The sequence below is a fragment of the Acinetobacter sp. YH12126 genome, from assembly GCF_013418745.1.
Lineage (GTDB): Bacteria > Pseudomonadota > Gammaproteobacteria > Pseudomonadales > Moraxellaceae > Acinetobacter > Acinetobacter amyesii.
The window spans coordinates 11,725-38,166 of sequence record NZ_VPBM01000024.1; the positions used below are offsets into that span (position 1 = coordinate 11,725).

Here is a 26,442-nt window from a genome sequence, read left to right on the forward strand (position 1 = left end):
TAAATTTAAAAGAACCCGCCAAAGCTGAAGCCAAAATCAGCCATCGCCAAGGAAGAACAATGAGTAAAAATAATATCCGCGAACATTCAGCACCTGTTTATGACGGCATAGAAAATGCGCCTGCACGTTCCATGATGCGTGCCACGGGCTTCCAAGATGCCGACTTTAAGCGCCCATTTATAGGCATTGCCTCGACTTGGGCCAATGTCACGCCGTGTAATATGCATATTGATGGCTTGGCGCGTGAAGCTGAAAAGGGGGTGAATGCTGCAGGCGGGAAAGGCATTATTTTTAATACCATCACCATTTCTGACGGTATATCCAACGGTACAGAAGGCATGAAGTATTCATTGCTATCGAGGGAAATCATTGCCGATTCCATTGAAGCCGTAGTGGGCTGTCAGGCCTATGATGGCGTAATTGCCATAGGCGGCTGCGACAAGAACATGCCGGGCTGTATCATGGGTTTGGCGCGATTAAACCGTCCGGGCCTGTTTATTTATGGTGGCACCATCAAACCCGGAGCAGGGCATACCGACATGATTTCGGTATTTGAAGCAGTGGGTCAGCATGCCAAAGGCGAAATCAATGAAATTCAAGTGAAGCAGATTGAAGAAGTCGCGCTGCCGGGGCCGGGTTCATGCGGTGGTATGTACACGGCCAATTCGATGGCTTCAGCGATTGAAGCACTGGGCATGAGCTTGCCGGGGTCTTCAGCACAGGAAGCGGTATCCGCGGATAAAATTGCCGATTGCCAACGCGCAGGTGAAGCCGTGATGAACCTGCTGCGTTTAGATATTAAGCCGCGCGACATTATGACCAAAGCTGCTTTTGAAAACTCGATTAAAGTGCTAATTGCCTTAGGTGGGTCAACCAATGGCGTACTGCATTTGATTGCCATGGCGCATACCGCAGGCGTGGAACTGTCTTTGGATGATTTTGTGCGCATCGGTAAAGATATTCCTGTGGTGGCCGATGTGCGGCCATCGGGTAAATATTTAATGTCGGAACTGATCGCCATTGGTGGTATTCAGCCGCTGATGAAGCGCATGCTGGATGCAGGTATGCTCGATGGTTCTTGCTTAACCGTTACGGGCAAAACTTTGGCGGAAAACTTAGCGGAGGTAGCAGACTATCCTGCAGGTCAACAAATTATTCTGCCGTTTGATGCACCGATCAAAAAGGATTCGCACTTAGTAGTGCTCAAAGGCAATTTATCACCGACAGGTGCTGTGGCTAAAATTACCGGTAAAGAAGGGCTGTATTTTGAGGGGCCTGCGCGGGTATTTGAGGGTGAGCAGGGTGCCATGCGCGGTATTTTAGATGGCGAAGTACGAGAAGGTGAAGTAGTGGTGATCCGCGGTGTTGGGCCGAAAGGCGGGCCGGGTATGCCGGAAATGTTAAAACCGACTTCAGCGATTATTGGTAAAGGTCTAGGCCAATCTGTTGCACTGTTGACTGATGGGCGTTTCTCGGGCGGCAGCCATGGTTTTGTGATCGGGCATGTGACACCAGAAGCCTATGAAGGCGGCCCAATTGGCTTGGTCAAAAACGGCGATAAAATATCAATTAACGCTGAAACGCGTGAAATGACTTGGCATGTGGCAGAGGATGAAATTTCTGCACGTCGTGCGGCCTGGGTCAAACCGAAACCAAACTATACCCACGGCGCATTGGCTAAATTTGCCAAGTTGACCTCTGGTGCGGAAAAAGGTGCGGTGACTGACCTAAATCTAGACGTCTAATCCATTGTTAAACATTGAACATTCAGCCCTGACTTGATATAAGTTTTGCACAAGGCTTATATCTCATTTAAAACAGCTTCATAATAGAAGTTGAATTTTAAGCATGTGCTGGCAGGTTCGGCACAATCCATCATTTTGAGGCAAAAAACGCATGTCACTGTTACGCCGTTGGTTCGATCCAATCCGATCGAGTTGGTTTTATCAGAAACCGACCCGACAAGCGGTGTTACCCACGGAACAAGGTCTGAGTGTTTATCTTCGACTGGATGATGTCTATAGCTATTTGGCTGCGCAGCAGCTGCCTCAATTAGAAGAAATTCTCAGTGATGAAATTAAACCACTAAAAGTGATTATTTGTCGTCAGAGTGCAGAACCTCCTAATCAAATGTCCTCGATAGAATGGCAACAATATTGTCTGAATGATGCCCAAATTTTAGCGCGGCAGCATCGTTTTAGTTTTCATGAAACACCTGAACAACCGACCGCTGAAGCTTTAGAACAAGCCGAAATTATTCTAAAAAATACGCCATTACGCGGCCAAGACTTTCTCTATTTACTTGAAGATGTGTTCCACATGCTGTGGCAAAAACAGTATGGCAAGCTGAGAACACTGTACGCGATGGCCAGCCGTCATCATAAAGCGCAAGATTTTCCAGAACGGATCTTTTCTGACTTACCAATTTTGACGGGTTATTTTGAATTTGGCGAACGTAAGTACCATGCTGTAGATGATTTACTTCGTTTAACGCGCCGTTTAAAACAACAAAAACTCCTGACAGATAACCCGATCTTTATGATCAATCATATTGAATGGCGTGAGCACCTGATCAGTGATGCAGAAGAGTTGAATGAAATTCAGGGACTCGATCCTGAGCTTGATCTCTACATCGCGATGGAAGATCCGATTTCATGGTTACTGTTGGCTTATATTCGTGAGGAATTGGCGGACTATTATAATATTCAGCTGAATGTGTATCCATTGTCGTATCACGGTCGAGATTTGTTTGACTGGAGTTTGGCAACACGTCTGTCTAAACGGACAGAAGTTAAGTTCACGCCATTTTGCCGGCCTACAGAAGCTGCGACATTAGCTATGTCACAGCTTTACTACAGTGCGCCTGAAGAGCAACGTATTGATGTGATGTATCGCATTTTGGAAGCCGTATGGACCAAAGGACGTGATTTATCCTTCAAAGCACATTTTCAGGCCTTACAGTATGAGTTAGAGATTTCTGAACTGACTACTAACGATATTGCTGAAAAATTAAAAGAAAATGATATGCACTGTGAGATGAAGTCACAGCCCGATTTTCCTGTTTTAGAATTACGTATTGCAGGTCAAAGCTATGTATTTAATAGCTTATACCGCGTATGGATGATTGAAAGTATTTTCAGTAATGTGTTAGAAGAGAAGTATAAAAGTGAAAACACCGCTGAAAGTGAAGCCAGAGAAGATGAAGAAAGTAAAAGTTGAGTCATTAGAGCAAGCCCGTGCACAGATTGATGTGATTGATCAGGGGATTATTGAGCTCATTGCAGCACGTCAGTTTTATGTCGATCAAGCGGTGCGTTTTAAGCGTTCAGTACAGGATGTTCAATCACCAGAGCGTGTCGAAGCGGTAATAAGTAAAATTCGTCTACAAGCCACAGAGCACGGTGTAAATGCAGATATTGTGGAACGTTTATACCGCGATATGATTCAGCATTTTATTCAACGTGAGTTGAAAGAAATCCGCCCATAGTTGGGACGGATTTGATGTTATTCCCCAATTAAAATGTCTATGCGATAAACCATTTAAAATGTCCTGTTTTTAACTACAAGAGTCAAGCACAGGATTTAAATTTCTTTGTTCAATCGCTGTTTTCTGTGCTTGTCTTCGTGGCATCTTTTGAGAACGATTGCGTTTGTTTTGGTGTTCCATTTGTTCATGCTGTTGTTGAATATGTGCCAGCACAGAACCCAATCTTTGATTTTCTTCGCTGTTTTCCAAGATATATACGCATTTATCATAAGTAATCGTCAAGCTGTTCGTGACCCTGCGGGGTTCACGCCAGGTAAAAACATCATCTAATTCTTCGGCTGTTTCAGCGATAGGCCGATGTAGATCCTTGGGATTAAAAGCCATCTTGGCGAATTTACGATTAAATTGCTCAATAAAGCACGGCAGCCACTTATTGGCATCTACAATTGAACTATGCCTTCTAAACGCATCTCCTTAATCAGACGATCCTGAAGTGTTCTATTCGCTCGTTCTACACGACCTTTGGCTTGAGGGGAGTTAGCGAAAATGATATCGATATTGAGAGTGCTCAGAACACGTCCAAACTGGGTAATCTTGGTGTCTTTCTTGCTACTTTGATTCACCCTAAAAACTGAATGTTTGTCACTGTAAAATGCCAATGGCTTACCATGCTGTTCGATATATAAACGTGTCGAAATCATATAGTCAAAGGCTGACTCTGACGCACAGAAGCGTAAATGCTGCAATTTTCCTGTGGCATCATCGATGAACACCAGTAGACAGCATTTAGCAGCGCGTCCTTCAAACCAGTCATGGTGTGAGCCATCAATTTGGATCAGTTCACCAAAGCAATCCCGGTTGTAACGAGGCTGATACGGGCGCTTCAGGCGCTTGGATCGAGGAATCCAGAGCTCATTGGCAGTCATCCAGCGACGAACCGTTTCCACAGGAATATTCAGACCAAACATGCTCATCAGCTTCTCATGAGCCAAGGTTGGGCCAAAGCCCAGCAGATGTTCAGAAATAATGGAAAGGCATTTAGACTTTACGGCTTCATCATGGCGACGATGGCCAGGTTGACCACGACTGGCATGTGTCAGGCCTGAAACACCGTCTTGCTTTAGCTTCTGTAATAATCGGGTAATTTGGCGGGTAGAAAGATTGAGGATTTCAGAAGCACGGACTTGGGTAATACGATGATCTCGAACATCTTGCAGTACAGCAAGACGTTGAATTTCTTTATCAGACATAGTGATCAGCATCTATATTTTATATCTAGCCCATGATGGTTAAACCATCATAAACTAGACATTTTTATTGGTGAGAATATAGACACTTTAAATGGGTTCTAACAGCTGAATTTCATATAACAGCCATTATGTTAAATAGGAACCTTAGAACAATAGAAAATTATAATTTCATTGCCATAAGGAAGAATATACTTACAATCCTACGTTCGTTTGTAAAGCAATTTGCTGTGAAGCTAATTCAAGTGCTTTAGATTTCCCTAATGGTTTAATATCAGTGCCTTCAGCATATATAAAATCTACCTTATCAATACCAATTAATCCTAATACTGCTATTAAATATGCTGTAACAGCATCTGTTGGAAGATCTTGATGAAAACCACCACGTGAACTAAAGATAATTGATTTAACACCTTTAATTAATCCTACGGGTGCGGTTTCTGTATATTGAAAAGTTACTCGTGCTCGTGCAATTAAGTCGAACCAGTTTTTTAATTGGGTTGGTACATTTAAGTTATACATTGGTGCTGCAATCAATAATAGATCACAATCTTTCAGCTCTTGAATAAATTGATCAGAGAGAGCTACTGCTGCTTTTACCTCAGGTTTTTCATTCGCCTCTCCACGTAAGGCATTAAATATCTCTAAGTTTAATACTGGTAAGTTCATAGCTCCTAGATCATGTTCAATTATTTGGTCAACATAACCACTTTGCTTACGTCTATATAAATATTTATTAATGAGCTGATTACTTAGAGATTTTTCCTGCATAAAACTAGATTTGATAACTAAAATTCTGTTCATAGTAAGGTTCCTAATATGAATTTTAATTAGATTATCATTGATAAATTGGATACAAAAGTGATAATAAATCAACTCATTGATTCCCAATTGGAACTAATATGCGTGTTAATGATCTGAAAAGTTTGATGGCATTTATTAGTGTTGTTGAACAAGGAAGTTTTACTAAAGCATCAGAAAAATTACATCTGACTCGTTCCGCTGTCAGTAAGATGATTTCAAAGCTTGAGGTACAGCTCGGAGTAGTACTTTTTAACAGGGATACACGTCATTTAGCTCTCACAGAAGAAGGTAGTATTTTCTATGAACATAGCCAGCGGGCTGTACAAGAATTATTAATAGCTGAGACATTATTTGAAAGTAATAATCGAAATATTCAGGGAATGATACGTATCTCTATGCCTGTATTATTTGGACAAAAGTTCATAGTTCCGATATTAAGAGACTTAGCAGATGAACATCAAAATTTGAATATGGTTCTTTCTTTTAATGATCGTTATATTGATTTAATTGAAGATAATTATGACCTAGTGATAAGAATTGGTAATTTAGAAGATAATAGTCAATTAATGGTTAAAAAGATTTCTGAGCATGCAATGTGGCTCTGTGCCACACCTGAATATTTAAAAAGATACCAGGTTCCTGAGAGCATCAAAGATTTAGATAACCATCAGACTATTGGATATTTGAAAAATGGGCAGCTTGAAAAGTGGATATTTCAAAGTTCTCATCATAAAACTATGAAATATTTGCCAAAAAATAAAGTTCAAATGGATGACATAAAAAGCATATTAGATTATGTACTAATGCATGGAGGAATTGGTTGGTTACCTTCCTGGTTGATTCAAGAATATATACAAAGTGGTCAATTAATACACCTACTTACTAACTATTCAAGTACTAACTATCCTATTCAAATTGTATGGAAAAGATCAAATTTCTTACCAATACGTGTTCGTACTACCATTGATAAAATAGCTTCATCAATACAAAAAGATAGCGTCATTAAATAAGATTTATAAGAGAGGAATTCTAAATTGATAGTAATACAAAATCTTTCTAGTTTAATTTTTAAACACGGATTTATTAAGCTTTCCTAAAATTAACATAATACACGTTATGCGAAATTCTTGAAATTTTCCTATAAGTATCAATATTTTATTAAAAACCGTTCTAGTAAACAGCATATTGGAACGGTTTTTATATCACTATTCCACCAATACGCTTATAACTTATTCGAAATCAAAAGAGTTTGTTTAGCCCATCTACGCTATCTGCTTTAGACGCTATAACCTAGCCTCAACTTTTTATTGAGGCTCTATTCCAAAAACACTGATTTTTCAAAGCGCCTGAATTGCATAGCATAGAACCAATTCTTCAGCGAGTTTCGCCATGATTTGGTTCGTCATCACAGTTTTTGCAATCGCAGGTCTGATTAAAGGCACGATTGGGTTAGGCCTGCCAGCGGTATCGATGGGCTTACTCACCATGGTGATCAGTCCATTTCAGGCAGCCACGTTATTGATCATTCCATCCATGGTCACCAACTTTTGGCAACTATTTGCCGAAGGGCAGGTGCTGCGCCTCATTCAACGCTTTTGGCCCTTGTTACTTGGGATTATCGTCGGTTCAATTTGGAGTGTTTTTCCAACTTTAGGACATGGTGAATTTAAAAGTGAAGCTTTACTGGGGGGCATGTTGGCACTATACGGACTGTATGGGCTTTGTGCCAAAAGCTTGCCGAACTTTGCACCACATGAAAAATGGCTATCTCCAATGATCGGTTATCTCGGTGGAGCGCTGACTGTTGCGACCGGTGTGGTGGTGATTCCTGTGGTGCCATATTTGCAAGGTTTGCAGCTCAAACGTGATGACCTCGTACAGTCACTCGGTTTGGCCTTTACCACGTCAACCATTTGTTTGGCAGTGTTTTTACAGCAAAATCCCGTGGAAAATCTCCCAATTGATTATGCCATGTCAGCCATGGCACTGATTCCAGCGCTCATTGGTATGTGGGCAGGGAAAAAAATCCGTTACCGCATTCCAGAACAAAAATTCCGTAAGGTGTTTTTTATCGGGTTGATTGCCCTCGGTGGCTATATGATGCTGCACCAGTTTGGCGTGATTTAAAGCCTAGACTTGGCCATCTAAAGTAGATTTTTGTGACAGTAGAAACTGACTGAAATGCTGATAATTTAAGGGTAAATCATCAAAATTACGCGCGGTGAGGAGCAGTTTTCGATTGGCCCATTCACCACTGAGCTCAACTTGTGCAAAGGCATACAAACTCATTAATCGTTGGGCCGCACGTTTTGGCATGATGGCAATGCCCACACCATTCGCCACCACTTGCGCGATCGCGGCAAAGTTCGGCAAACGTAACCGATACTGAATTTCACAGCCGAATAATTTGGCTTGTGCCTCGATCGATTGTTGCAAGGAATGATATTGCATCAAACCGACAAAGGGATAATTTAAAATCTCTGCGGGTTTGACGCTAGATATCGAGGCCAATTCATGAGTTATAGGACAAATCAGCACCAACGGATCATCTGCAAACTCTAGTGTTTGTAGTTGTTCGGATTTAAAGAAACCTGAAATTAAGCCCAGTTGTGCATTACCTTGCTCTATCGCTGCAATGATGTCTTTAGACTCGGCTTCATGCAGCTCAATTTGTGTGTTGGGATTTTCCAGTAAATAACGTGGTAGCAAGACCGGTAAATATTCACTTTGTGCAGATGAATTACACCATAAGGTCATATTTGAACTTAGCCCATGGGCAAAGGGCAGCATCGCGTGTTCTAATTGTTGCCCCTCACCTAAGATGCGCTGTGCATGTTCAACCAAGGTTTGACCGGCAAGAGTCAGTTTGACCCCTTTGGCTTGGCGAGTGAACAGGGCCGTGCGGTAATGCTGTTCGAGTTTTTTGATCCGTTCACTGGCTGCTTGTAGCGAGATGGCAGAACGAGCAGCGCCTTTGGTCAGACTGCCGCTGTCTACAATGTGCAGCACCAATTGAAGGTCGAACAAATCCAGTCGCATAGGGTGTATTCCTTGGCTAATGCCTTATCTTACCGAAAGAGCAGCTATAAAAAAAAGCGACCTTTCGGCCGCTTTTCAAATGAATGTTGTATTCTTTTTTAAATGCTTTGGAGGCTTATTCTGATTTATCGCCCAAGCTAAAGAACCAGTTCAAAATCAGCGCTGCAAATGTAGCAGTACCAATACCACCTAAGTTGAAGTTACCGAATTGAAGTGCAAAGTCACCTGTACCTAAAATAATCGTGACTGCTGCCACCATCAGGTTTTTATTTTTTGAGAAATCGACTTTGTTTTCAATCCAAATTTTCGCACCTGCAATGGTAATTAGACCAAATACAACAATCGATGCACCTGTCAAAATGGCTTGCGGAATGGTATGAATAATCGCACCAAACTTTGGAGAAAGACCAAGGAAGATGGCGAATACACCTGCAAATACAAACACGATGGTCGAGTAAACACGCGTTACTGCCATCACACCAATATTTTCGCCATAAGTGGTCATACCCGGACCGCCGACACCGCCTGAAAGTGTGGTTGCAACACCATCTGCAACGAAGGCTTTACCAATGTGCGGATCAAGATTTTCACCTGTCATCGCGCCCACAGCTTTAATGTGACCTAAGTTTTCAGCCACCAAAATCAAAGCAATCGGTGCAATGATCAGCATGGCATTGAAATCAAAAACAGGCGAATGGAATTGAGGAACACCAAACCAAGCGGCTTCTTGTACGGGAACGAAGTTGATTGGCGTGCCATGACCCATGACATTGGAAATGATGTAATACACCAAATATGCCAGTAATAGACCGACCAACAGTAATAAGCGTTGTAACAAGCCCTTCGTGAACACAGCAATTGAACCCATACATAGTATGGTTACTAAAGCCATCCACATATTAAAGTTATTACCGGCAACCCCTTTAATGGTCACTGGGGCAAGGTTGAGACCAATGATCATCACCACTGCACCTGTAACGACAGGCGGCATGAGTTTTTCAATCCAACGGGTACCCGTTGCCATCACGATAAAACCAAAAATGGCATATAAAATACCGCAGGCCATAATCCCGCCAGCAGCCAATGCGATATTGGCATTTGCTGCGCCAGTACCTGACGCTGCATAACCTGTTGCGGCAATGACCACACCAATAAAGGCAAAGCTTGAGCCTAAATAACTTGGTACACGACCACCTGTCATAAAGAAGAACAGGATGGTACAGATCCCCGACATTAAAATCGCAAGGTTGGCATCAAAGCCCATCAAAAATGGCGCAAGGACAGTTGCACCAAACATTGCAAAGGCATGTTGTATCCCCAATACAACACTTTGCACCGGAGGTAGGTACTCATTTGTACCTACAGGACGTGCATCAATATTGCCTTCGTACGGGCGCCATTTGGGAAACCAATTGGACATAAAATGAGCACTCAATAGATAAATTGTGCACATCATACTCTTGTTTTTTAGAAGATTTAATCTCTTTTAAAAATATTTTGTTCAAACTAATTACATGACTTTACATATAAATTTACCAAATGGTAAAAGTTTTAAGGGTGTAAAAAAGGCATTAAATCATGCAATTAATCAAATAGGCTTGGAGCCAATTCTTCATAAATTTTTCTTATTTTATATATTCCAAAATAAATTAAAACCAATATGACTGGTCAAAAAAAAAGCACACAGTTCTGTGTGCTTTTTGAAAACTTGGAAGATTTAGCCAGTGTTACGCAAACCTGCCGCAATACCCGCGATACTGACCATCAACGCATGGTCGACTGGGGTATTTTCAGCCTGACGCTCGGCAAGGTATGCACGGCGGCGTTTCATTAGCTCGGCTTGCAGTAAATGTAGTGGCAATAAATAAGGTTTACGCACCTTCATGGATTGGTCGAGCACATCGTTACTGCTAAGTAATTTCGATTCACCTTTGAGTGCTAATAGCGTTTGTACCGCATCACGTAAACGCTGACGTAACTCTTCGCCCAACTGTTTGAGGTCTGCGTCATCTGTCAGATGAGACTCATAATACAGCGCCACATGACCATCGGCTTTGGACAAGACCATTTCCAACATATCAATTAACGTTTGGAAATACGGCCATTGCTCTAACATTTCTTCGAGTGTCTGCTTTTGACCTTGATCAATCACTTGATTAATCGCAGCACCAGTACCGAGCCAAGCAGGAAGCATCAAACGGATTTGCGTCCATGCGAACACCCAAGGAATCGCACGTAATGACTCAATCCCACCGCTAACTTTACGTTTGGCTGGGCGTGAGCCGAGCGGTAACATTTGTAGTTCCAGTTCTGGCGTTACAGTCCGTAGGTATTTTACAAAATGCGGATTTTCACGCACGGTTTGACGATACACCTGTACCGACAGATCCGTCATGCTGTGCATGAGCTGACGCCATTCCTGTTTAGGTTCAGGCGGTGGCAATAAGGTCGCTTCTAAGGTCGCAGCGGTGTAAATTTCTAAGTTTTGTAAGGCAATGCCTTCTAATCCAAACTTGAAGCGAATCATTTCCCCTTGTTCTGTGACACGAATCGCTCCTGAAATCGAACCCGGTGGCTGTGAAAATAGGGCTTGCTGTGTCGGTGCGCCACCACGGCTGATTGAACCGCCACGGCCATGGAATAATGTCAGTTGTACATCATGCTTTTTCGCAACTGCGGTTAATTCTTCCTGTGCACGATACTGCGCCCAGTTTGCCGACATAAAGCCCGCATCTTTGGCTGAGTCTGAATAGCCAATCATCACCTCGTGTTTACCCTGAATATGCTGCTTATACCAATGCATATTAAATAGGGTATTCATGGTACGGGCTGCACCATCCAAATCTTTTAAAGTTTCAAACAGTGGCACGACGCGTAGCGCTTGTTTGATGCCGGCTTCTTTTTGCAGTAACAATACAGCCAAGACATCACTCGGATGTTCGGCCATGGAAATAATATAAGCCCCTAAACTTTCAGGTGGCTGTTCTGCCAAAGTGCGCATGGTCGCAAAGACTTCTTGTACATCTGGATGTTCAATCAGGCTTTGTTTTGGCTCATTTAAAAACTTCGGTAGCAATGGACGTTTGCTTTGGAGTTCCTGAATCAAGAAGTTTTGACGGGCTTGCTCCGTCCATGTTTCAAAATTACCTAAACCTAAATATTCCGTAATGGCAGAAATGGCTTGGCGATGACGTGTGGATTCCTGACGAATATCGAGTTTGAGTAATTCGATACCGAAACAATTCACTCGATGAATAAAGTCGAGTAACTGACCATTGGCAATTTCAGGTAAACCGCTGTCAATCAGTGAACGGTAGCAAACCAATAGTGGATCGAGCAACTCATGGCGGCTTTTAATGACTTGGCTATCGTCAGCATCTTCGCCACGGAGTTTCAGTGCCAACCAGTGACGAGTGGCTTTGAGGCGTTCCCGCGCATCACGGAGATATTCACGATACGGTTCAGGGTGGAAATGACCCAAGGCATCACTAAGCTCTTTGCTGCATTCTTGAATCGAAAGTTCCCAACGCAGGTCTTCGATATCGCGTAAATACAGGTCGGCAGCTTTCCAACGTGAAAGCCAAAGCACTTCTTGAGTAATATTATGGGTGACGTTTGGGTTGCCATCACGGTCACCACCCATCCATGACGCAAAGCGTACAGGGGCAACATGTAAAGGCAAGGTCTTGCCACAATGATCTTGAACCATGCCATCCAATTCACGCATGAATTTGGGTACAGCATTCCACAAGGTCTGTTCAATGGTCGTGAAGCCCCATTTTGCTTCGTCGACAGGCGTCGGGCGATGTTGACGAATTTCATCCGTTTGCCATGCCGAGCAAATCAGTTGTTTTAAATCATCCAGTACGGCTTTGCGTTCGCGTGGCGTAAGTTTTTGTTGATCCATTTTAAACAGGCAATCATTAATCCCATCATATTTTTGGATCAAGGTACGGCGGCTAACTTCAGTTGGATGTGCAGTCAGTACCAATTCAATTTTTAATTCACAAATTTGTTGGAACAGTTGTTCCGCACTGATGTTATTGCTTTTAAATTTTTCAAATAAATGATCGAGTGGATTCGGTGAAGGTGCTTGCTCATCAAACTCACTTTGGCGACGGCTACGCACCACATTGTATTGTTCGGCAATATTGGCAAAGTTGAGAAAGTGCGTAAATGCACGGGTCAGTGGCAGAATTTCTTCATCTTTTAAATTTAAAAATAATTGTTCTAACTGTTTTTCAGCTTCAACTTGTCCATCGCGCGCGCCTTTAGACAAAGCACGAATTTGCTCTACTTGATTAAACAAATCTTGTCCTGCATGCTGCTTTAGGGTTTCACCTAATAAATTGCCCAGTAAGCGCACGTCTTCACGTAATGGAGCATCAATTTGTTGAATCATTTGTTATTTCTCCGCGTATTCCTGTCTCGACTATACCCCGAAAGTGCTGTGGCAAAAGGGGGTACAGACAAAAGTCGGATGCCTTTTCTAGGTAAATGAGCAATAGCTATGCCATTTGTTTCAGTTTAGCGTTGAAATATTTCAGAAAAAGCTTAGCTCTGCGTGCCGAGTTGATATTTCAACATAAAGATGTCGATGGCAGAGTGAATAATGGCCTGTCGCTCTGCTGCTTCAGGTACTGGGCGCATGCCCAATAAGACTTCTTGATGGCGTAGTCCCATCAGTAGCGACACAATCAGTTCAGTTTGTCGGGCAGGGTGATCCTGCTGAATGAAATTTAAAGCCGCTGCGTCTTGAAAGAAATTTTCCCAGACTTGGCGCATTTTCAAATGTGAGGCACGGAAAAACTGTTCCACCAAGGGACTGTGTTCGGCAGCCAACTCCAAAAGTAATAAGTCCAGTTTAATGGCTTCTGGCAAATTCATGATGTTCAGCCCCAACTCACAAATTTCAACGAAAGCCTGCATAAAATGACTTTCGCTGTGCAGATGTCGCGGGCGAGTATTTAAAATATATTCACAGGTATCTTCAATTGCACTGGTAAATAAAGTGGCTTTGTCCTGAAAATGGTTATAGACCGTCAGTTTGGTGACCCCTGCATGTTGGGCAATCTGATTCATGCTGCAACCGTGATAGCCCATTTCTAAAAATAATTGTTTTGCAGACTCTAAAATCCGTTGTCGTTTTTCTAAGTCTTTCGGGCGGCCGACATTCATTTGCTGAAAAAATTCCAAAAAAGGCGAAAAGGTCATTGATTTAGGATAATTAATCTAATTAATGTACCGCATGGTTTATTAATTAAAAAATAACCAAATTAATTGAATAATATTCTGCACTAAAAAAGACTTTTTATTAAGAGCGAACTTCATGAGTACGATTAAGACCACAGTTGTCAGCATGATTATCGTTTGCAGTGTGACCTTATGGGGATGCAGCAAGGATAAAGCCCAAACGGAACAGGAAGTGCCATTTGTGATGGTGACTCAGCCGGGTGCCACATATTTTGAACAAAAAAGTTATGCGGGTGATGTACAAGCCCGCCAGCAAACAGCTTTAGCGTTTCGGGTTGGCGGTCAAATCACTGAGCGCTATGTCGATGTTGGAGACCAAGTCCGAGTCGGGCAAGTCTTGGCAAAATTAGACGTCAAAGATGCACAGTTGCAACTGAATGCAGCACAAGCGCAGCTTGAAAGTGCGCGTTCCGCTGCACAAATTGCTGAAGATGAACTAAAACGTTTTAAGCAATTATTGCCAGTCAATGCCGTGAGTCGCTCGCAGTACGATGCGGTAGAAAACCAATATAAAGCAGCACAGTCGAATTTAAAGCAAGCTCAATCAAATTATGATGTGAGTCGTAATCAGACCGGTTATAACCAATTAATTGCCAATAAAACTGGGGTCATTACTGAGCGCAATATTGAGATTGGTCAAGTGATTGCAGCAGGACAACCGGCATTTCAATTGGCGATTGCAGGTGAACGTGAAGTGGTCATTGGTGTGCCTGAACAAGCGGTTACTGAAATTAAAACAGGGCAGGATGCATGGGTCACCTTGTGGTCTAAACCACAGGAAAAATTTGCAGGCTATGTGCGTGAAATTAGTCCTGCAGCCGATCAGTCTCGTACATATAGTGTCAAAGTGGCATTGCGTGAAGGCAATAGTGCCATTCAACTGGGGCAAAGTGCACGGGTATTTTTAACCAAAGCACAGCAGAATGTTTTGCATGTGCCGTTATCGAGTGTGTCTGCGAGTGGTCAGCAGGCATATGTGATGGTGGTCAATGCAGATAATACGGTACGTAAAGTTCCAGTGAGTTTAGGTGAATACGGACGTGACAGCGTGCCCGTACTTAGTGGTCTGCAAGCAGGGGATTTTGTGGTGGTTGGCGGCGTGCATTTGCTCCGCGAAAAACAAAAAATACAACCTGTTGATCGTGAAAATCGTGCGGTACACATTCAGACAGGAGTTAAATAATGAATTTTAACTTGTCTGAGTGGGCACTGAAAAATAAAGGCTTAATCCTTTATTTTATGATTCTGCTGGGCATCGTTGGGATATTTTCTTATTCCAAATTGTCGCAGAGTGAAGACCCGCCATTTACCTTTAAAGTCATGGTGATTCAAACCTATTGGCCTGGTGCAACAGCCAAAGAAGTTTCGCTACAGGTCACCGATCGGATTGAAAAAGAACTGATGACTACGGGGCAGTATGAACGCATCATGGCGTATTCACGTCCGGGTGAATCCATGGTGACCTTTGTGGCCAAAGACAGTTTACGTTCGCAGCAAGTCCCCGATGTTTGGTATACCGTGCGTAAAAAAGTCAATGATATTCGCCATCAATTTCCATCTGGGGTGCAAGGTCCTTTCTTTAATGATGAATTTGGTGACACCTTCGGTAATATCTATGTGCTCACCGGCAAAGACTTTGACTATGCCACCATGAAGGAATATGCCGACCGTTTACAGCTCCAGTTACAACGAGTCAAAGACGTTGCGAAAGTGGATTTGATTGGTCTACAAGATCAAAAAGTTTGGATTGAAATTTCCAACACCAAAGCCACGCAAATGGGCATACCCGTGACGGCGATTCAACAAGCCTTGCAGCAGCAAAATACGGTTGCCAGTGCCGGCTTCTTTGAAACCAATTCAGACCGAATTCAAGTGCGTGTCAGCGGCAATTTACAAAACATTGATGAACTGCGTCAGATGCCTTTATTGGTGAATGGTCGAACCATTCAATTGGGTGATGTAGCAGATGTACATCGGGGCTTTAGTGATCCACCGCAGCCGCGTATGCGTTTTATGGGAGAAAATGGTTTAGGCATTGCAGTATCGATGCGTAAAGGTGGCGACATTCTGGCTTTGGGTAAAAACCTAGAAACAGAATTTGCCCGCTTGCAAAAAACCTTGCCCTTGGGCATGGAACTAAAAAAAGTGTCGGATCAGCCTGTAGCCGTGAAGCGCAGTGTCAATGAGTTTATGAAAGTCCTCGCTGAGGCGGTGATTATCGTCCTATTGGTGAGCTTCTTCTCCTTGGGTTTCCGTACAGGTCTTGTCGTTGCATTTTCCATTCCATTGGTCTTGGCAATGACCTTTGCCGGTATGCAGATGTTTGATGTCGGTTTGCACAAGATTTCTTTGGGAGCATTGATTCTCGCACTCGGCTTATTGGTGGATGATGCGATTATTGCTGTCGAAATGATGGCGATCAAAATGGAGCAGGGCTATAGCCGGTTACAAGCCGCCGGACATGCATGGCGGACGACTGCATTTCCAATGCTAACAGGCACGCTAATTACGGCTGCAGGATTTTTGCCGATTGCCACAGCCGCATCGAGCACAGGGGAATACACTCGCTCGATTTTCCAAGTGGTCACTATCGCATTGGTGGTGTCATGGTTTGCAGCAGTGCTGTTTGTTCCCTATTTGGGGGATAAATTACTGCCCGATTTCAACAAAGATTTGGTACAAAAAGCCCCGTGGTATCAGCGCCTGTGGGCACGTTTGCGCAAACAACCTGAACCTCAGCCGATGGTGCATCATGCTGGCGAACATCACGATCCTTATCAGTCTCCGTTTTATCAACGTTTCCGTGGTTGGGTCGACACTTGTGTGACCTATCGTAAGACGGTGATTGCAGCGACGGTTGGCATCTTTGTGTTATCGATTTTAATGTTTAAAACTGTACCACAGCAGTTCTTCCCACCGTCAAACCGTGCTGAAATTTTAGTGGATTTAAAGCTCGAGGAAGGTGCATCTCTGAAAGCCACAGAAGCGGCCGTAAAAAAAGTCGAAGCGTTCTTGTCGAAAAAACAAGGCATTGATAATTTTGTGGCTTATGTGGGGACAGGTTCACCGCGGTTTTATTTACCTCTAGATCAGCAGTTACCCCAAGCCAGTTTTGCTCAGTTTGTGGTATTGGCTTCATCTTTAGATGATCGCAATGAATTTCGTCAGTCATTAGCAGAAGAAATTCGTAAGCTCTTACCTGAAGTACGTACACGGGTTTCACTTTTAGAAAATGGCCCACCCGTGGGTTATCCATTGCAGTTCCGCGTGTCGGGTGAAGATCTGAGCTTGGTGCGTGAGTGGGCACAACGGGTGTCTGCAAAAGTCAGTGAAAACCCGAACACCACCAATGTGCATTTGGATTGGGGTGAGCCAAGCAAAGTGATTAAACTGGACATCGACCAAGATCGCGCACGTCAAATGGGGGTTTCCAGTCTAGATCTGTCCAATTTCTTGAATAGTTCAATCAGTGGTGCAGTGATTAATCAGTATCGTGAGAAACGAGAGCTGATTGAAATTCGGATGCGTGGTGATCAAGCCGAGCGATTGGATGTCGGTTCTCTCAGCAGTTTGGCTGTACCGACCAGCAATGGTGGTTCAGTGCCATTGGCGCAGATTGCGAAAATTGAGTATAGCTTTGAAGAAGGTTTGATTTGGCATCGTAACCGTTTACCGACCATTACTGTGCGCGCGGATATTCGCAGTAAATTGCAACCTGCAACGGTGGTGGGTGAGTTAAAAGATTCATTTGATCAGTTACGTGCAGAGATGCCGAATGGATATCTCCTCGAAGTAGGCGGTACTGTGGAAGAGTCAGCACGTGGTCAAACTTCTGTAAATGCGGGCATGCCATTATTCCTCGCAGTTGTCATGACCTTATTGATGATTCAACTACGCAGCATGTCACGGGCGATGATCGTATTTTTAACTGCACCTTTGGGCATTATTGGCGTGGTGTTATTCCTGTTATTGTTCAATAAACCCTTTGGTTTTGTGGCAATGCTCGGCACGATTGCACTGTCTGGAATGATTATGCGCAATTCACTGATTTTGATTGATCAGATTGAACAAGATATTCAGTCTGGGGAGTCGGCTTGGGATGCGATTATCAATGCGACTGTCCGTCGTTGCCGTCCAATTGTGCTGACTGCATTGGCCGCTGTATTGGCGATGATTCCACTTTCTCGCAGTATTTTCTTCGGTCCAATGGCCGTGGCGATTATGGGGGGATTGATCGTGGCGACCCTGCTGACCTTGTTCTTTTTACCTGCGCTATATGCACAGTGGTTTAAAGTGAAAAAAACTCAGCAGAATCCTTAAAAGTGTCATAATATTGGGTGCGAAATATTGAATTTTTCTCTATAGTAGCACCTGATCTACAAAGACATTTTTAAAAAGTAAAACAACCACAAGTGCAGCGCGGCATATTGTGGTGTACGGGGTTGAATCACAGATGACAGCAGAGAGTTTAGCTAAGTATCGCCGTTATGTTGTGATTTCTTATGTCTTCATGTTTTTCGCTTTATTTACCCTGATTAGTGGTGTATTTGCCTACGGCTTTGCACGCAAAGTCACTCAAATCGATTCTGCAGAAGTTTGGCTCCAAGCCCAAGCGCTTTGGGTCATGCGCACCGTCGTGATTTATTCCATGATGGCCATTTTTGCCGCACTGTGGTTTATTCCTTTATTTTTCTATTATTGGGACACCTATCTTTGGGTGACTGCATGCACGGTAATTGGTGTGGTCTTTGCTGCGATTGCCTTTTTGTATTTATTAAATGCATGGATCCAAGGTCTATCCAAATTCGTTAAAAATAAGGCTGTTTTCTAAGTCGATTTATTTTTTTCCTGCCTACCCCTTGAAAAAATGGTTTGATTCCCCAATTTCAGACCACAGTTAAGTATTAAATTAAATTCCGTGAGGAGCATCGCCAGACATGGCTAAACGTGATTATTATGAGGTTTTAGGTGTATCTAAAACCGCAAGTGATGATGAAATTAAAAAAGCCTACCGTAAGTTGGCGATGAAGTATCACCCTGACCGTAATCCAGATAACCCAGAAGCTGAAGAAAAATTCAAAGAAGCTGCAGAAGCATATGAAGTTTTATCGGACAGCGAAAAACGTAGTATGTATGACCGTATGGGACATCAAGCTTTTGAAGGCGGCATGGGCGGCGGCGGTGGCTTCGGTGGTGGTTTTAGCGCAGAAGATATTTTTAGTCAGTTTGGTGACATATTCGGTGGCGCATTTGGCGGTGGTGGCCGTGGTGGTCAGCAACGTGCACGCCGTGGTTCAGACTTACGCTATGTTATGGAGCTTACCCTTGAGGAAGCTGTAAAAGGCGTGAAAAAAACCATTACCTTTACTGCGCCAGCGCCATGTGATGCCTGTAATGGTAAAGGATCTAAAAATCCAAATGACGTCGAAACCTGTAAAACTTGTCATGGTGCAGGTCAAGTGCGTATGCAACAGGGCTTTTTCTCTGTACAGCAAACCTGTAGCACCTGTCGTGGTCAAGGTAAAATCATTAAGAATCCATGTAATAAATGTCATGGTTCAGGGGTTTCTGACCGTCAGCAAACTTTAGAGGTGACCATTCCTGCAGGTGTGGACAATGGTGACCGCGTACGTTTAAGTGGCAAAGGCGAGGCGATCCGTGATGGCCAAGCAGGCGACTTATATGTAGAAGTGGTGGTACGTGAACACGAAATCTTCCAACGTGATGGCGCTGACCTGTATATGGATGTGCCTGTAAGCATTGCAGATGCTGCATTGGGTAAAGAAATTCAAATTCCGACTCTCGATGGTCGTGTGAGCTTGAAAGTACCTGAAGGGACTCAAACTGGTAAGTTGTTCCGTTTACGTGGTAAAGGTGTGAAACCTGTACGTACCAGCATGACCGGTGACTTACTCTGCCGTATTGTGGTGGAAACGCCTGTAAACTTAACGGCTCGTCAACGTGAATTGTTGAAAGAGTTACAAGACACGATGGATGGCGATGACAATAAATCATCTCCGAAGAAAAAATCATTCTTCGACCGTTTATTTGATTAATTGATATGATTTGCTTGAGTTCGCTGTGATGTGAACTTAGCTATAAAAAAGCCTGCATAATTGCAGGCTTTTTTAATGAGCGTTTTAAGGTTTCGGCTGTGATATAGGCGCTAATAAACTCTCATAGCTCATGTCCAGCCTATAGATATTTTTAAGACGCTGTAGCTGATGACGTGCTTCAGCCTCACGACCATTAAATGCTAATAAACGTGCATATTTAATGATGTGGTATTTCGCTGGGTAGCTGCGAACCAATTTTTCAGTATCCTGAATGATTTGTTCAGAAACGATGGAATATGGATTTAAACGAATAATCGCTACCCGATGTCTAAATTCTGTGAGTAAATAGATCGGCTCATGATTAGTGATTTTCTCCGGCGTTTTTTCATATTTTGATGCCTGACCCAGCTGAATTGCTGCATTGGCATAATCACGATAAATCACCGTAATCAGCACAGCGCCAATCACGAAAACAATGCGGATAAACCACGGAGACAAACTCAAAGTAGCCGTCTGTGGCTTGGCCGCTTGAAGAATCCCGATAATAAAACCTGCTGGCAGTAAGAAGTATGCGTAGTTTTGCGGAAACTCTAGCATGGCATGAATAACGAAGACACCGACCATTAATAGGCCAATGACAGATAATGCGGACTTGGCTAACTTCTGTAATTGGATCCCCCAATAAGCGAAATAGGCCAAGAACGGCACACCAATAATGGCGCCATTCCACAATAAGAAATCCAAAATAAAATTGTGTGAACTACGAATCCATACAGGCCCTTGTACCGTGTCAGAGATCGAGACAAAAGCGCTACTGGTTTGATGCCAACCATAGCCAAACCAAGGCTGTGCAGCTACGGCATGCGCCATTTGTTGCCAAATGGCTAAACGAGACATATCTCCACCAGCACGTTCAGCTACGTCACGACTTTCTTGAATATTCATGTCGGATATTTGGCTCATGATTTGACTTAATTTTGGCATCAATACAATCAGTGCCACAAAGCCGATAAACCAGGCCAAGCTGTAAAACCAGCGAAGACGGATATAATCTTTGTACTGTGCATAAGCCAAATAGACTAGGACACAGATACTTGCCACCCAAGAGGTGCGAGATTGGCTGAGCGCGACCCCAATTAAAATAGGAATTGCACAAGCGACCAAATAGCGGGTTTTAACTTTTTGCTGTTCATAAACATATAAGCAGGCTAACAAGGACATGAGCAGAAACGTGGCCATGTTATTTGGCTGAGCAAAGTTTGCAAATGGGCGCGTAGTTCCACTAATTTTCATCACAAAAGGAAGAAACGAGTCGAAATCTAACCACTGACATATTGCGATGAGTCCCGTCATGACCCCAGATGCAACAAAGGTATAGCTTAGGTATAGGAAGGTTTTTTCGCGTTTTTCCGTACCTTGCGAGAGGCTGAAACCAAGATTGATACACAGCCAGAAGCTGAACACAAACAGCATACAGAGCAAGGCAATACTAAAATAATACACCTGCCCAAAAGCCAATTGGACGAAGGGAATCAGCGCTAAGAGCAACAGGGGCAAGGAAATTTTTGCCACCATGAGCTTTTCTTTAAAGAACGTTGCCGCTAAGGCAAACAGGGCAAAGAAAGTATAAAGCTCACCGGTATACGTGGCCCAAGGTCGGTAATGAATCGGAATCAGCCATGCCAGTGCAATACAGACTGCCGCACAAAGATACAATAGGGTTTTCATGAATATTCAAGATCAATAGAACGCGCCTATCATACCGTGAAAATGCTCAAACTTGGTGAGGGAATAGTCAGCGTCTGTCGAAGAGCTTGATTTGCAAAAGTCCTTCGGAAAATGCAGGATTTTTTTGTTTGTAACTTAGCCTGCGCATGGAGTTTTGATATAGTAAGACCAATTTCGAATCAACATTAGGAAAATGTTATGTCAGCAGCTCCACGTATTGGTATCTTGGGCGCAGGCGGTCGTATGGGACGCATCTTAATTCAGGCGGTTCAGCAAGCTGGCTATCAATTGGCTGCTGCGGTAGAACGTCCTGAAAGTAGCTTGGTCGGTGCAGATGCCGGTGAACTTGCAGGGATTGGCGCGGTTGGCGTAAAGGTTGTTGGTAACCTTGCTGAAGTTTTAAAAGATTGTGATGTCGTGATCGACTTTACTGCACCTGCAGCAACGGCACAGCATCTTAAACTTTGCCGTGAAGCAGGCGTTGCGATTGTCATTGGTACTACAGGTATGAATGATGAGCAAAAAGCTTATCTCGATGAAACAGCAACAGAAACCCCAGTGGTCTACGCAGCGAACTATTCTGTCGGTGTAAATGTTTCAATCAAACTTCTTGAATTGGCATCAAAAGTGTTTGGCGATACTGTAGATATTGAAGTGATTGAAGCTCATCATCGCCATAAAGTTGATGCACCATCAGGTACAGCGCTAATGTGGGGCGAAGCCATTGCCGGTGCTTTAGGACGTGACTTAAAACAAGATGCTGTGTATTGCCGTGAAGGTCATACGGGTCCACGTGAACGTCAAACCATTGGTTTCCAAACGATTCGTGGTGGTGACATTGTCGGTGAACATACTGCGATGTTTATTGCGGATGGCGAACGTGTTGAAATTACCCATAAAGCGACCAACCGTATGAACTTTGCCTCTGGTGCAGTACGTGCAGCTGCATGGGTAGTTGGTCGTGAAGCACGTAAGTACGATATGAAAGATGTACTGGGTTTTAACGATATTGACGTATAAAAGCGCGTTAAAATCCGTTATAACAACAGCATAAAATTAAAATAAGACGATCAATGGAATGAAAAAAGTCATCTTTATGGCCTGTGCTGTCGCATTCACTGCGGCAGTACAAGCGAAAACTATGGATAATGCCAAACTCACGATTAATAAAAATAATATTAAGGTTTGGACCTACCAAAATGCTCAAAATCCTGTCTTTCAATACAAAGCTGAAACCAGTTTTGATGTGCCCATCGAAAAAGCGGTTTCCCTGATTTTAGATGTGGAAAATGCAGTGAATTGGGTCCCTTATATGGGCAGTGTCAAAGTCTTATCCCGCGATGACCAGAAAGGTGAATTCAGTTTATATATGGTGTTGGATTTTCCTTTTCCCTTGAAAGACCGTGATTTAGTGGTACAAGGCAAAATGCGTAAAGATGCACAAGGCATCATTAGCATCCAAAATAAAGCAGTTAAAAAAGGTTATCCGATTAATCCCAATTATGTACGTCTAACCGACTATGAGGGCGATTGGACCTTCCAGCGTTTAGGCAATCAAAAAGTCAAAGTGTCGACCTATGGCTATGCCAATCCGGAAGGCTCCATTCCGCTCAGTTTCGTGAATATGTTTGTGCAGCAACAGCCTTATCAAATGCTACAAAAAATGAAAGTGCAGTTGGGTAAAAGCAAAACTGTTGCGACCTTTCCCGAAATTTTAAAATAAGCCTTAGCAATGATTTAGTTCAATATGAACGATCAATGACTTTGCATCTCAGGCAGGCGAAATGCAGTCAACTGCTGCATGTGCTGTGTTTCTGGAAGTTCGATGCTGAGTAAGGTCTGTTCTGGAAATTGATGCGGATGTAACTTGATTTGAAATTGCCGCGCGGTCATTTGTTCACAGGCAAAGCGAAGTTTGGCTTGCTGCGGCATGATATTCATGCCGTTTTCAGATTTGGCTTTATAAATATATAGCTGCTGATGTAACCCGCCGCTGGTGATCGGTTGGATCTGTTCAAGTTCATATTGCGTCAGTTTTTGGGCACTCAAAAAACCTTGAATTAAAGATTTACAGATAAAATTTTGCTGGCTTTGAGCTTGAGTGTGCTGCTCGGGTTGGCACGCCATAAGCGTGAGTGTGCCGATGATGATTAGACCCGCTCGAAGCTGCGTGAAGTCATTCATTTAATTGTCCCCCTATCGTTATTTTTGAGATATCAACCTGATGCATTCAGATTAAATCTGTTAACTTAATGGGTACAGATACAAAAATGATTAAAAAAAGGGTACAGATGGCTTTTCAATATCAGCAGCTTGCGCAGCAGTTGGCACAGAAAATTTATAGTGGTGAATTGGCCGCAGGGCAGCGTCTTTACGCGCTACGTCAATTTTCACAGCAGCATCAGATCAGTTTAAATACCGCGAAACGCTGCTATGAATTACTTGAAGCCAAAGGCCTGATTTATGTCAAAGAAAAGTCTGGTTATTTTGTACAATCCTCACAGAAAGCCCAGCAAATTGCCGTGCCGAATCATCCTGATTTTGATTCCCGACCACGTGAAATTTCGAATTTAGAATTGCAAATTCAGATCCATGAAGCATCTGCAAATAGTCGCCTGATTCATTTGGGTTCAATTCAGTTGTCCCCCAATTTTGTTCCTGTTGAAGCACTCAGACGTTCAATCCAAAGGGCATTAAAGCATTGTAAACCAGAAGATTTTTTATATAACAATCGGCAAGGTCATCCACAATTGCGTGAAGCGTTGTCGGCACATTGGGCTGAAGATGGTTTTTACATGCCTAAGGATGATATTTACATCAGCAATGGTTGTATGCCTGCTTTGTCAGTGATGTTGCAAAATCTGAGTGCGGAAGGGGAGAGTGTCATTGTCCCGACGCCGAACTATAACGGGCAATTGCAATTATTGGCTTTATTAAAGCGGAAAATTGTTGAAATTCCTGCCAATACGGAAGGTTTTGATTTAGATCGTTTAGAGCAGGCGATGCGGGATTCAGGCGCGAAAGTATGCTTATTGACTGCAAATTTTCAAAATCCTTTGGGTTTTTGTTTAAGTAATGAAGATAAGGAACGAATTGCACAACTGGCTGAAAAATATCAATGTTATGTGATTGAAGATGATATTTATGCTGAGTGTAGTTTCAATGCAAAGCGACCATTGCCTATCAAATATTGGGATCGGGCGGGCTATGTGATCTATTGTGGGTCGATTTCAAAATCTTTATCGCCTTCTTATCGGGTGGGGTGGTTTTGTCTTCCACCACATTTGCAACATTTGCGTCCGAAATTACTTTTGCAAAATGATTCGGTGAATACGCCTTTGCAGTTAGGACTTGCCGATTTGATTTTTAGTCGTGCGTATCGCCAACATCTTGCTGAATTGCGTCCTAAATTAATGGTGCAAGTCGAGCAGTATCGTCAGTTTATTTACGATGCTTTTCAAGGGGTTGATATCCGTCTAAATCGGCCTCAAGGCAGTTATGCACTGTGGTTGCAGATGCCTGAACAAATAGACAGTTTGGCGCTGTATTACCATGCGCAAAAACATGGCATCAATATTGTGCCAGGTTTAATTTTTGGTGAGGACAATCGTTATAACAACTGTATTCGTCTAAATGCCGGGCATGAGTTGTCTGTAGATATTCAGCAGGCCATTTTATTGCTTGCAGATTGGGTGCGTAAGGAATGCAGAAACACAAATATCATCTAGATTAATGAGTCCATAAAGCATACAAAAAAAGCCTGCATGCAGCAGGCTTTTTGGGCTTAGATTTTTGCCGTTAAAAATCAGCTTTCAGCACAATTCGATAACGCACGTTTCCTGAATGCAAACGTTCAATCGCTTCATTCACCTGAGACATGGGATACATTTCAATTTGTGGAGCAATATTTTGACGTGCAGCGAATCGAAGTAATTCACGCAGTGCAGCAGGAGAGCCAGTTGATGAGCCTGTAACTGATTTAGCACCACTGATCAGCATACCTGCGGGGATTTGCATCGGCTCAAGTGCTAGGCCAAGCATGTGAACGCTTCCATTCGGTGCCAAAGTTGAAAGATAGGCTTGCCAATCCAACGTCACATTGACCGTGCTTAAAATCAAATTGAACTTACCACGCTGCGCTTTAATCGCGGCAAGATCACGACTATTCACCACATGGTCAGCACCCAGGGCTTTAAGTTCATCGGTTTTATCTAAGTTTGAACTGAATGCGGTAATTTCACAGCCCCAAGCTTTGAGCAATTTAATCGCCATATGACCTAAACCACCAATGCCGATCACGGCAACATGGTGAATGGCCTGAATTTGGTGCTGTAAGATGGGATCAAATACCGTAATCCCGCCGCAGAGCAGAGGGCCAGCACTGGTTGGGTCGAGATCATCTGGAAGCGGAATAACCCATTGCCAGCCAGCACGGACTTTGTCGGCAAAGCCACCTGCATGACCGACGATCGTCGCTGTCTTGGTTCCGGTACATTGCACTTGGCGACCATCGATACACGAGTCACAGTGTTGACAACTTTCTGCTGTCCAGCCAATGCCTACACGTTGTCCGACTTTGAGTCCTTTTGCTTCGCTGCCGAGTTGGGTAATGGTTCCAATCACTTCATGTCCTGGGACCACAGGATAAACCGAAGATTTCCAATCATTTTGGATAATAGAAATATCTGAGTGACAAAGACCGCAATACTCGACTTTGACTTCAACCTGATGGGCTTGTAATTCACCTGCATCAAATTGGTAGGGAACAAGGGCTTCACCACTGTTCATTGCTGCATAGGCGTGGATTGTATTGTCACTCATTATTCTA

The 26,442-nt window shown here is 43.3% G+C and carries 20 protein-coding genes and 1 pseudogene; 12 read left to right on the forward strand and 9 right to left on the reverse strand.

Annotated features, from left to right (window positions below):
- The first annotated feature begins 59 nt into the window (after positions 1 to 59).
- The 3 genes from ilvD (at position 60) to FTU62_RS15260 (ending at position 3,487) form a co-directional block, all read left to right on the forward strand.
- Entirely contained in the window at positions 60 to 1,745 is a 1,686-nt protein-coding gene (gene ilvD, locus FTU62_RS15250) for a dihydroxy-acid dehydratase (protein WP_180103113.1), read from the forward strand.
- A 151-nt stretch (positions 1,746 to 1,896) separates the two neighbouring features.
- Positions 1,897 to 3,219 (forward strand): hypothetical protein, encoded by a 1,323-nt coding sequence (locus FTU62_RS15255; protein ID WP_180103114.1) that lies wholly within the window; start codon positions 1,897 to 1,899, stop codon positions 3,217 to 3,219.
- The gene (locus tag FTU62_RS15260; RefSeq protein ID WP_180026224.1) at positions 3,200 to 3,487 is read left to right on the forward strand and encodes a chorismate mutase; all 288 of its coding nucleotides are present in this window, start codon (positions 3,200 to 3,202) and stop codon (positions 3,485 to 3,487) included. Before FTU62_RS15255 ends, FTU62_RS15260 begins: the two co-directional genes overlap by 20 nt.
- Positions 3,488 to 3,556: 69 nt before the next feature.
- Here the strand turns inward: FTU62_RS15260 and FTU62_RS15265 are convergent.
- Together FTU62_RS15265 and FTU62_RS15270 are read right to left on the reverse strand one after the other, a co-directional pair.
- Positions 3,557 to 4,749 (reverse strand): annotated as a pseudogene (locus FTU62_RS15265) (ISNCY family transposase).
- Positions 4,750 to 4,929: 180 nt separating this feature from the next.
- Positions 4,930 to 5,538, reverse strand: a complete 609-nt coding sequence (locus FTU62_RS15270) for an FMN-dependent NADH-azoreductase (RefSeq protein ID WP_078194113.1) — start codon at positions 5,536 to 5,538, stop codon at positions 4,930 to 4,932.
- Between the two features lie 98 nt (positions 5,539 to 5,636).
- On the opposite strand from FTU62_RS15270, the gene FTU62_RS15275 reads away from it, so the two are divergent.
- Positions 5,637 to 6,548, forward strand: coding sequence for a LysR family transcriptional regulator (locus FTU62_RS15275; protein ID WP_180103115.1), 912 nt, complete (start codon positions 5,637 to 5,639; stop codon positions 6,546 to 6,548).
- Between the two features lie 379 nt (positions 6,549 to 6,927).
- Positions 6,928 to 7,665, forward strand: coding sequence for a sulfite exporter TauE/SafE family protein (locus FTU62_RS15280; protein WP_180103116.1), 738 nt, complete (start codon positions 6,928 to 6,930; stop codon positions 7,663 to 7,665).
- 3 nt (positions 7,666 to 7,668) lie between these two features.
- On the opposite strand, the gene FTU62_RS15285 is transcribed toward FTU62_RS15280, so the two are convergent.
- The 4 genes from FTU62_RS15285 to FTU62_RS15300 all read right to left on the reverse strand — a co-directional run bounded on the left by FTU62_RS15285 (position 7,669) and on the right by FTU62_RS15300 (position 13,755).
- Entirely contained in the window at positions 7,669 to 8,577 is a 909-nt protein-coding gene (locus FTU62_RS15285) for a LysR family transcriptional regulator (RefSeq protein ID WP_180103117.1), read from the reverse strand.
- A 115-nt stretch (positions 8,578 to 8,692) separates the two neighbouring features.
- Positions 8,693 to 9,997, reverse strand: a complete 1,305-nt coding sequence (locus FTU62_RS15290; protein ID WP_180103118.1) for a solute carrier family 23 protein — start codon at positions 9,995 to 9,997, stop codon at positions 8,693 to 8,695.
- Positions 9,998 to 10,294: 297 nt separating this feature from the next.
- Positions 10,295 to 12,979, reverse strand: a complete 2,685-nt coding sequence (ppc, locus tag FTU62_RS15295) for a phosphoenolpyruvate carboxylase (RefSeq protein ID WP_180103119.1) — start codon at positions 12,977 to 12,979, stop codon at positions 10,295 to 10,297.
- A 152-nt stretch (positions 12,980 to 13,131) separates the two neighbouring features.
- A complete protein-coding gene (locus FTU62_RS15300; RefSeq protein ID WP_180103120.1) occupies positions 13,132 to 13,755 on the reverse strand; it encodes a TetR/AcrR family transcriptional regulator in 624 nt (207 codons plus the stop codon).
- 151 nt (positions 13,756 to 13,906) lie between these two features.
- Between FTU62_RS15300 and FTU62_RS15305 the strand changes: the two genes are divergently transcribed.
- From FTU62_RS15305 to dnaJ, 4 genes are all read left to right on the forward strand, one after another.
- Positions 13,907 to 15,013, forward strand: coding sequence for an efflux RND transporter periplasmic adaptor subunit (locus tag FTU62_RS15305; RefSeq protein WP_180103121.1), 1,107 nt, complete (start codon positions 13,907 to 13,909; stop codon positions 15,011 to 15,013).
- Positions 15,013 to 18,150 carry an efflux RND transporter permease subunit gene (locus FTU62_RS15310; protein ID WP_180103122.1) on the forward strand — a complete coding sequence of 1,046 codons (3,138 nt, stop codon included), beginning with the start codon at positions 15,013 to 15,015 and terminating at the stop codon, positions 18,148 to 18,150. Before FTU62_RS15305 ends, FTU62_RS15310 begins: the two co-directional genes overlap by 1 nt.
- A gap of 133 nt (positions 18,151 to 18,283) precedes the next feature.
- Positions 18,284 to 18,661, forward strand: a complete 378-nt coding sequence (locus tag FTU62_RS15315; protein ID WP_180103123.1) for a hypothetical protein — start codon at positions 18,284 to 18,286, stop codon at positions 18,659 to 18,661.
- 106 nt (positions 18,662 to 18,767) lie between these two features.
- A complete protein-coding gene (gene dnaJ / locus FTU62_RS15320) occupies positions 18,768 to 19,886 on the forward strand; it encodes a molecular chaperone DnaJ (RefSeq protein ID WP_078194104.1) in 1,119 nt (372 codons plus the stop codon).
- An 84-nt stretch (positions 19,887 to 19,970) separates the two neighbouring features.
- Here the strand turns inward: dnaJ and FTU62_RS15325 are convergent, their stop codons facing one another.
- Positions 19,971 to 21,614 carry a PglL family O-oligosaccharyltransferase gene (locus FTU62_RS15325; protein WP_180103124.1) on the reverse strand — a complete coding sequence of 548 codons (1,644 nt, stop codon included), beginning with the start codon at positions 21,612 to 21,614 and terminating at the stop codon, positions 19,971 to 19,973.
- A gap of 198 nt (positions 21,615 to 21,812) precedes the next feature.
- On the opposite strand from FTU62_RS15325, the gene dapB reads away from it, so the two are divergent.
- Both dapB and FTU62_RS15335 read left to right on the forward strand, forming a co-directional pair.
- A complete protein-coding gene (gene dapB / locus FTU62_RS15330) occupies positions 21,813 to 22,634 on the forward strand; it encodes a 4-hydroxy-tetrahydrodipicolinate reductase (RefSeq protein WP_078194102.1) in 822 nt (273 codons plus the stop codon).
- A gap of 58 nt (positions 22,635 to 22,692) precedes the next feature.
- The gene (locus FTU62_RS15335) at positions 22,693 to 23,337 is read left to right on the forward strand and encodes an START domain-containing protein (protein WP_180066868.1); all 645 of its coding nucleotides are present in this window, start codon (positions 22,693 to 22,695) and stop codon (positions 23,335 to 23,337) included.
- Positions 23,338 to 23,369: 32 nt separating this feature from the next.
- Here the strand turns inward: FTU62_RS15335 and FTU62_RS15340 are convergent, their stop codons facing one another.
- Positions 23,370 to 23,798, reverse strand: coding sequence for a hypothetical protein (locus FTU62_RS15340; RefSeq protein ID WP_257223240.1), 429 nt, complete (start codon positions 23,796 to 23,798; stop codon positions 23,370 to 23,372).
- A 107-nt stretch (positions 23,799 to 23,905) separates the two neighbouring features.
- Between FTU62_RS15340 and FTU62_RS15345 the strand changes: the two genes are divergently transcribed.
- A complete protein-coding gene (locus FTU62_RS15345; protein ID WP_180103125.1) occupies positions 23,906 to 25,342 on the forward strand; it encodes a PLP-dependent aminotransferase family protein in 1,437 nt (478 codons plus the stop codon).
- 70 nt (positions 25,343 to 25,412) lie between these two features.
- Here the strand turns inward: FTU62_RS15345 and FTU62_RS15350 are convergent, their stop codons facing one another.
- Positions 25,413 to 26,435 carry an NAD(P)-dependent alcohol dehydrogenase gene (locus FTU62_RS15350; protein ID WP_078194099.1) on the reverse strand — a complete coding sequence of 341 codons (1,023 nt, stop codon included), beginning with the start codon at positions 26,433 to 26,435 and terminating at the stop codon, positions 25,413 to 25,415.
- Between the last annotated feature and the right edge of the window lie 7 nt (positions 26,436 to 26,442).

Bases quoted from the DNA above. Each gene is read 5' to 3' on its own strand.
- ilvD (WP_180103113.1), top strand. From the start codon at position 60: ATGAGTAAAAATAATATCCGCGAACATTCAGCACCTGTTTATGACGGC.
- FTU62_RS15255 (WP_180103114.1), top strand. From the start codon at position 1,897: ATGTCACTGTTACGCCGTTGGTTCGATCCAATCCGATCGAGTTGGTTT.
- FTU62_RS15260 (WP_180026224.1), top strand. From the start codon at position 3,200: ATGAAGAAAGTAAAAGTTGAGTCATTAGAGCAAGCCCGTGCACAGATT.
- FTU62_RS15270 (WP_078194113.1), bottom strand. From the start codon at position 5,538: ATGAACAGAATTTTAGTTATCAAATCTAGTTTTATGCAGGAAAAATCT.
- FTU62_RS15275 (WP_180103115.1), top strand. From the start codon at position 5,637: ATGCGTGTTAATGATCTGAAAAGTTTGATGGCATTTATTAGTGTTGTT.
- FTU62_RS15280 (WP_180103116.1), top strand. From the start codon at position 6,928: ATGATTTGGTTCGTCATCACAGTTTTTGCAATCGCAGGTCTGATTAAA.
- FTU62_RS15285 (WP_180103117.1), bottom strand. From the start codon at position 8,577: ATGCGACTGGATTTGTTCGACCTTCAATTGGTGCTGCACATTGTAGAC.
- FTU62_RS15290 (WP_180103118.1), bottom strand. From the start codon at position 9,997: ATGTCCAATTGGTTTCCCAAATGGCGCCCGTACGAAGGCAATATTGAT.
- ppc (WP_180103119.1), bottom strand. From the start codon at position 12,979: ATGATTCAACAAATTGATGCTCCATTACGTGAAGACGTGCGCTTACTG.
- FTU62_RS15300 (WP_180103120.1), bottom strand. From the start codon at position 13,755: ATGAATGTCGGCCGCCCGAAAGACTTAGAAAAACGACAACGGATTTTA.
- FTU62_RS15305 (WP_180103121.1), top strand. From the start codon at position 13,907: ATGAGTACGATTAAGACCACAGTTGTCAGCATGATTATCGTTTGCAGT.
- FTU62_RS15310 (WP_180103122.1), top strand. From the start codon at position 15,013: ATGAATTTTAACTTGTCTGAGTGGGCACTGAAAAATAAAGGCTTAATC.
- FTU62_RS15315 (WP_180103123.1), top strand. From the start codon at position 18,284: ATGACAGCAGAGAGTTTAGCTAAGTATCGCCGTTATGTTGTGATTTCT.
- dnaJ (WP_078194104.1), top strand. From the start codon at position 18,768: ATGGCTAAACGTGATTATTATGAGGTTTTAGGTGTATCTAAAACCGCA.
- FTU62_RS15325 (WP_180103124.1), bottom strand. From the start codon at position 21,614: ATGAAAACCCTATTGTATCTTTGTGCGGCAGTCTGTATTGCACTGGCA.
- dapB (WP_078194102.1), top strand. From the start codon at position 21,813: ATGTCAGCAGCTCCACGTATTGGTATCTTGGGCGCAGGCGGTCGTATG.
- FTU62_RS15335 (WP_180066868.1), top strand. From the start codon at position 22,693: ATGAAAAAAGTCATCTTTATGGCCTGTGCTGTCGCATTCACTGCGGCA.
- FTU62_RS15340 (WP_257223240.1), bottom strand. From the start codon at position 23,798: ATGAATGACTTCACGCAGCTTCGAGCGGGTCTAATCATCATCGGCACA.
- FTU62_RS15345 (WP_180103125.1), top strand. From the start codon at position 23,906: ATGGCTTTTCAATATCAGCAGCTTGCGCAGCAGTTGGCACAGAAAATT.
- FTU62_RS15350 (WP_078194099.1), bottom strand. From the start codon at position 26,435: ATGAGTGACAATACAATCCACGCCTATGCAGCAATGAACAGTGGTGAA.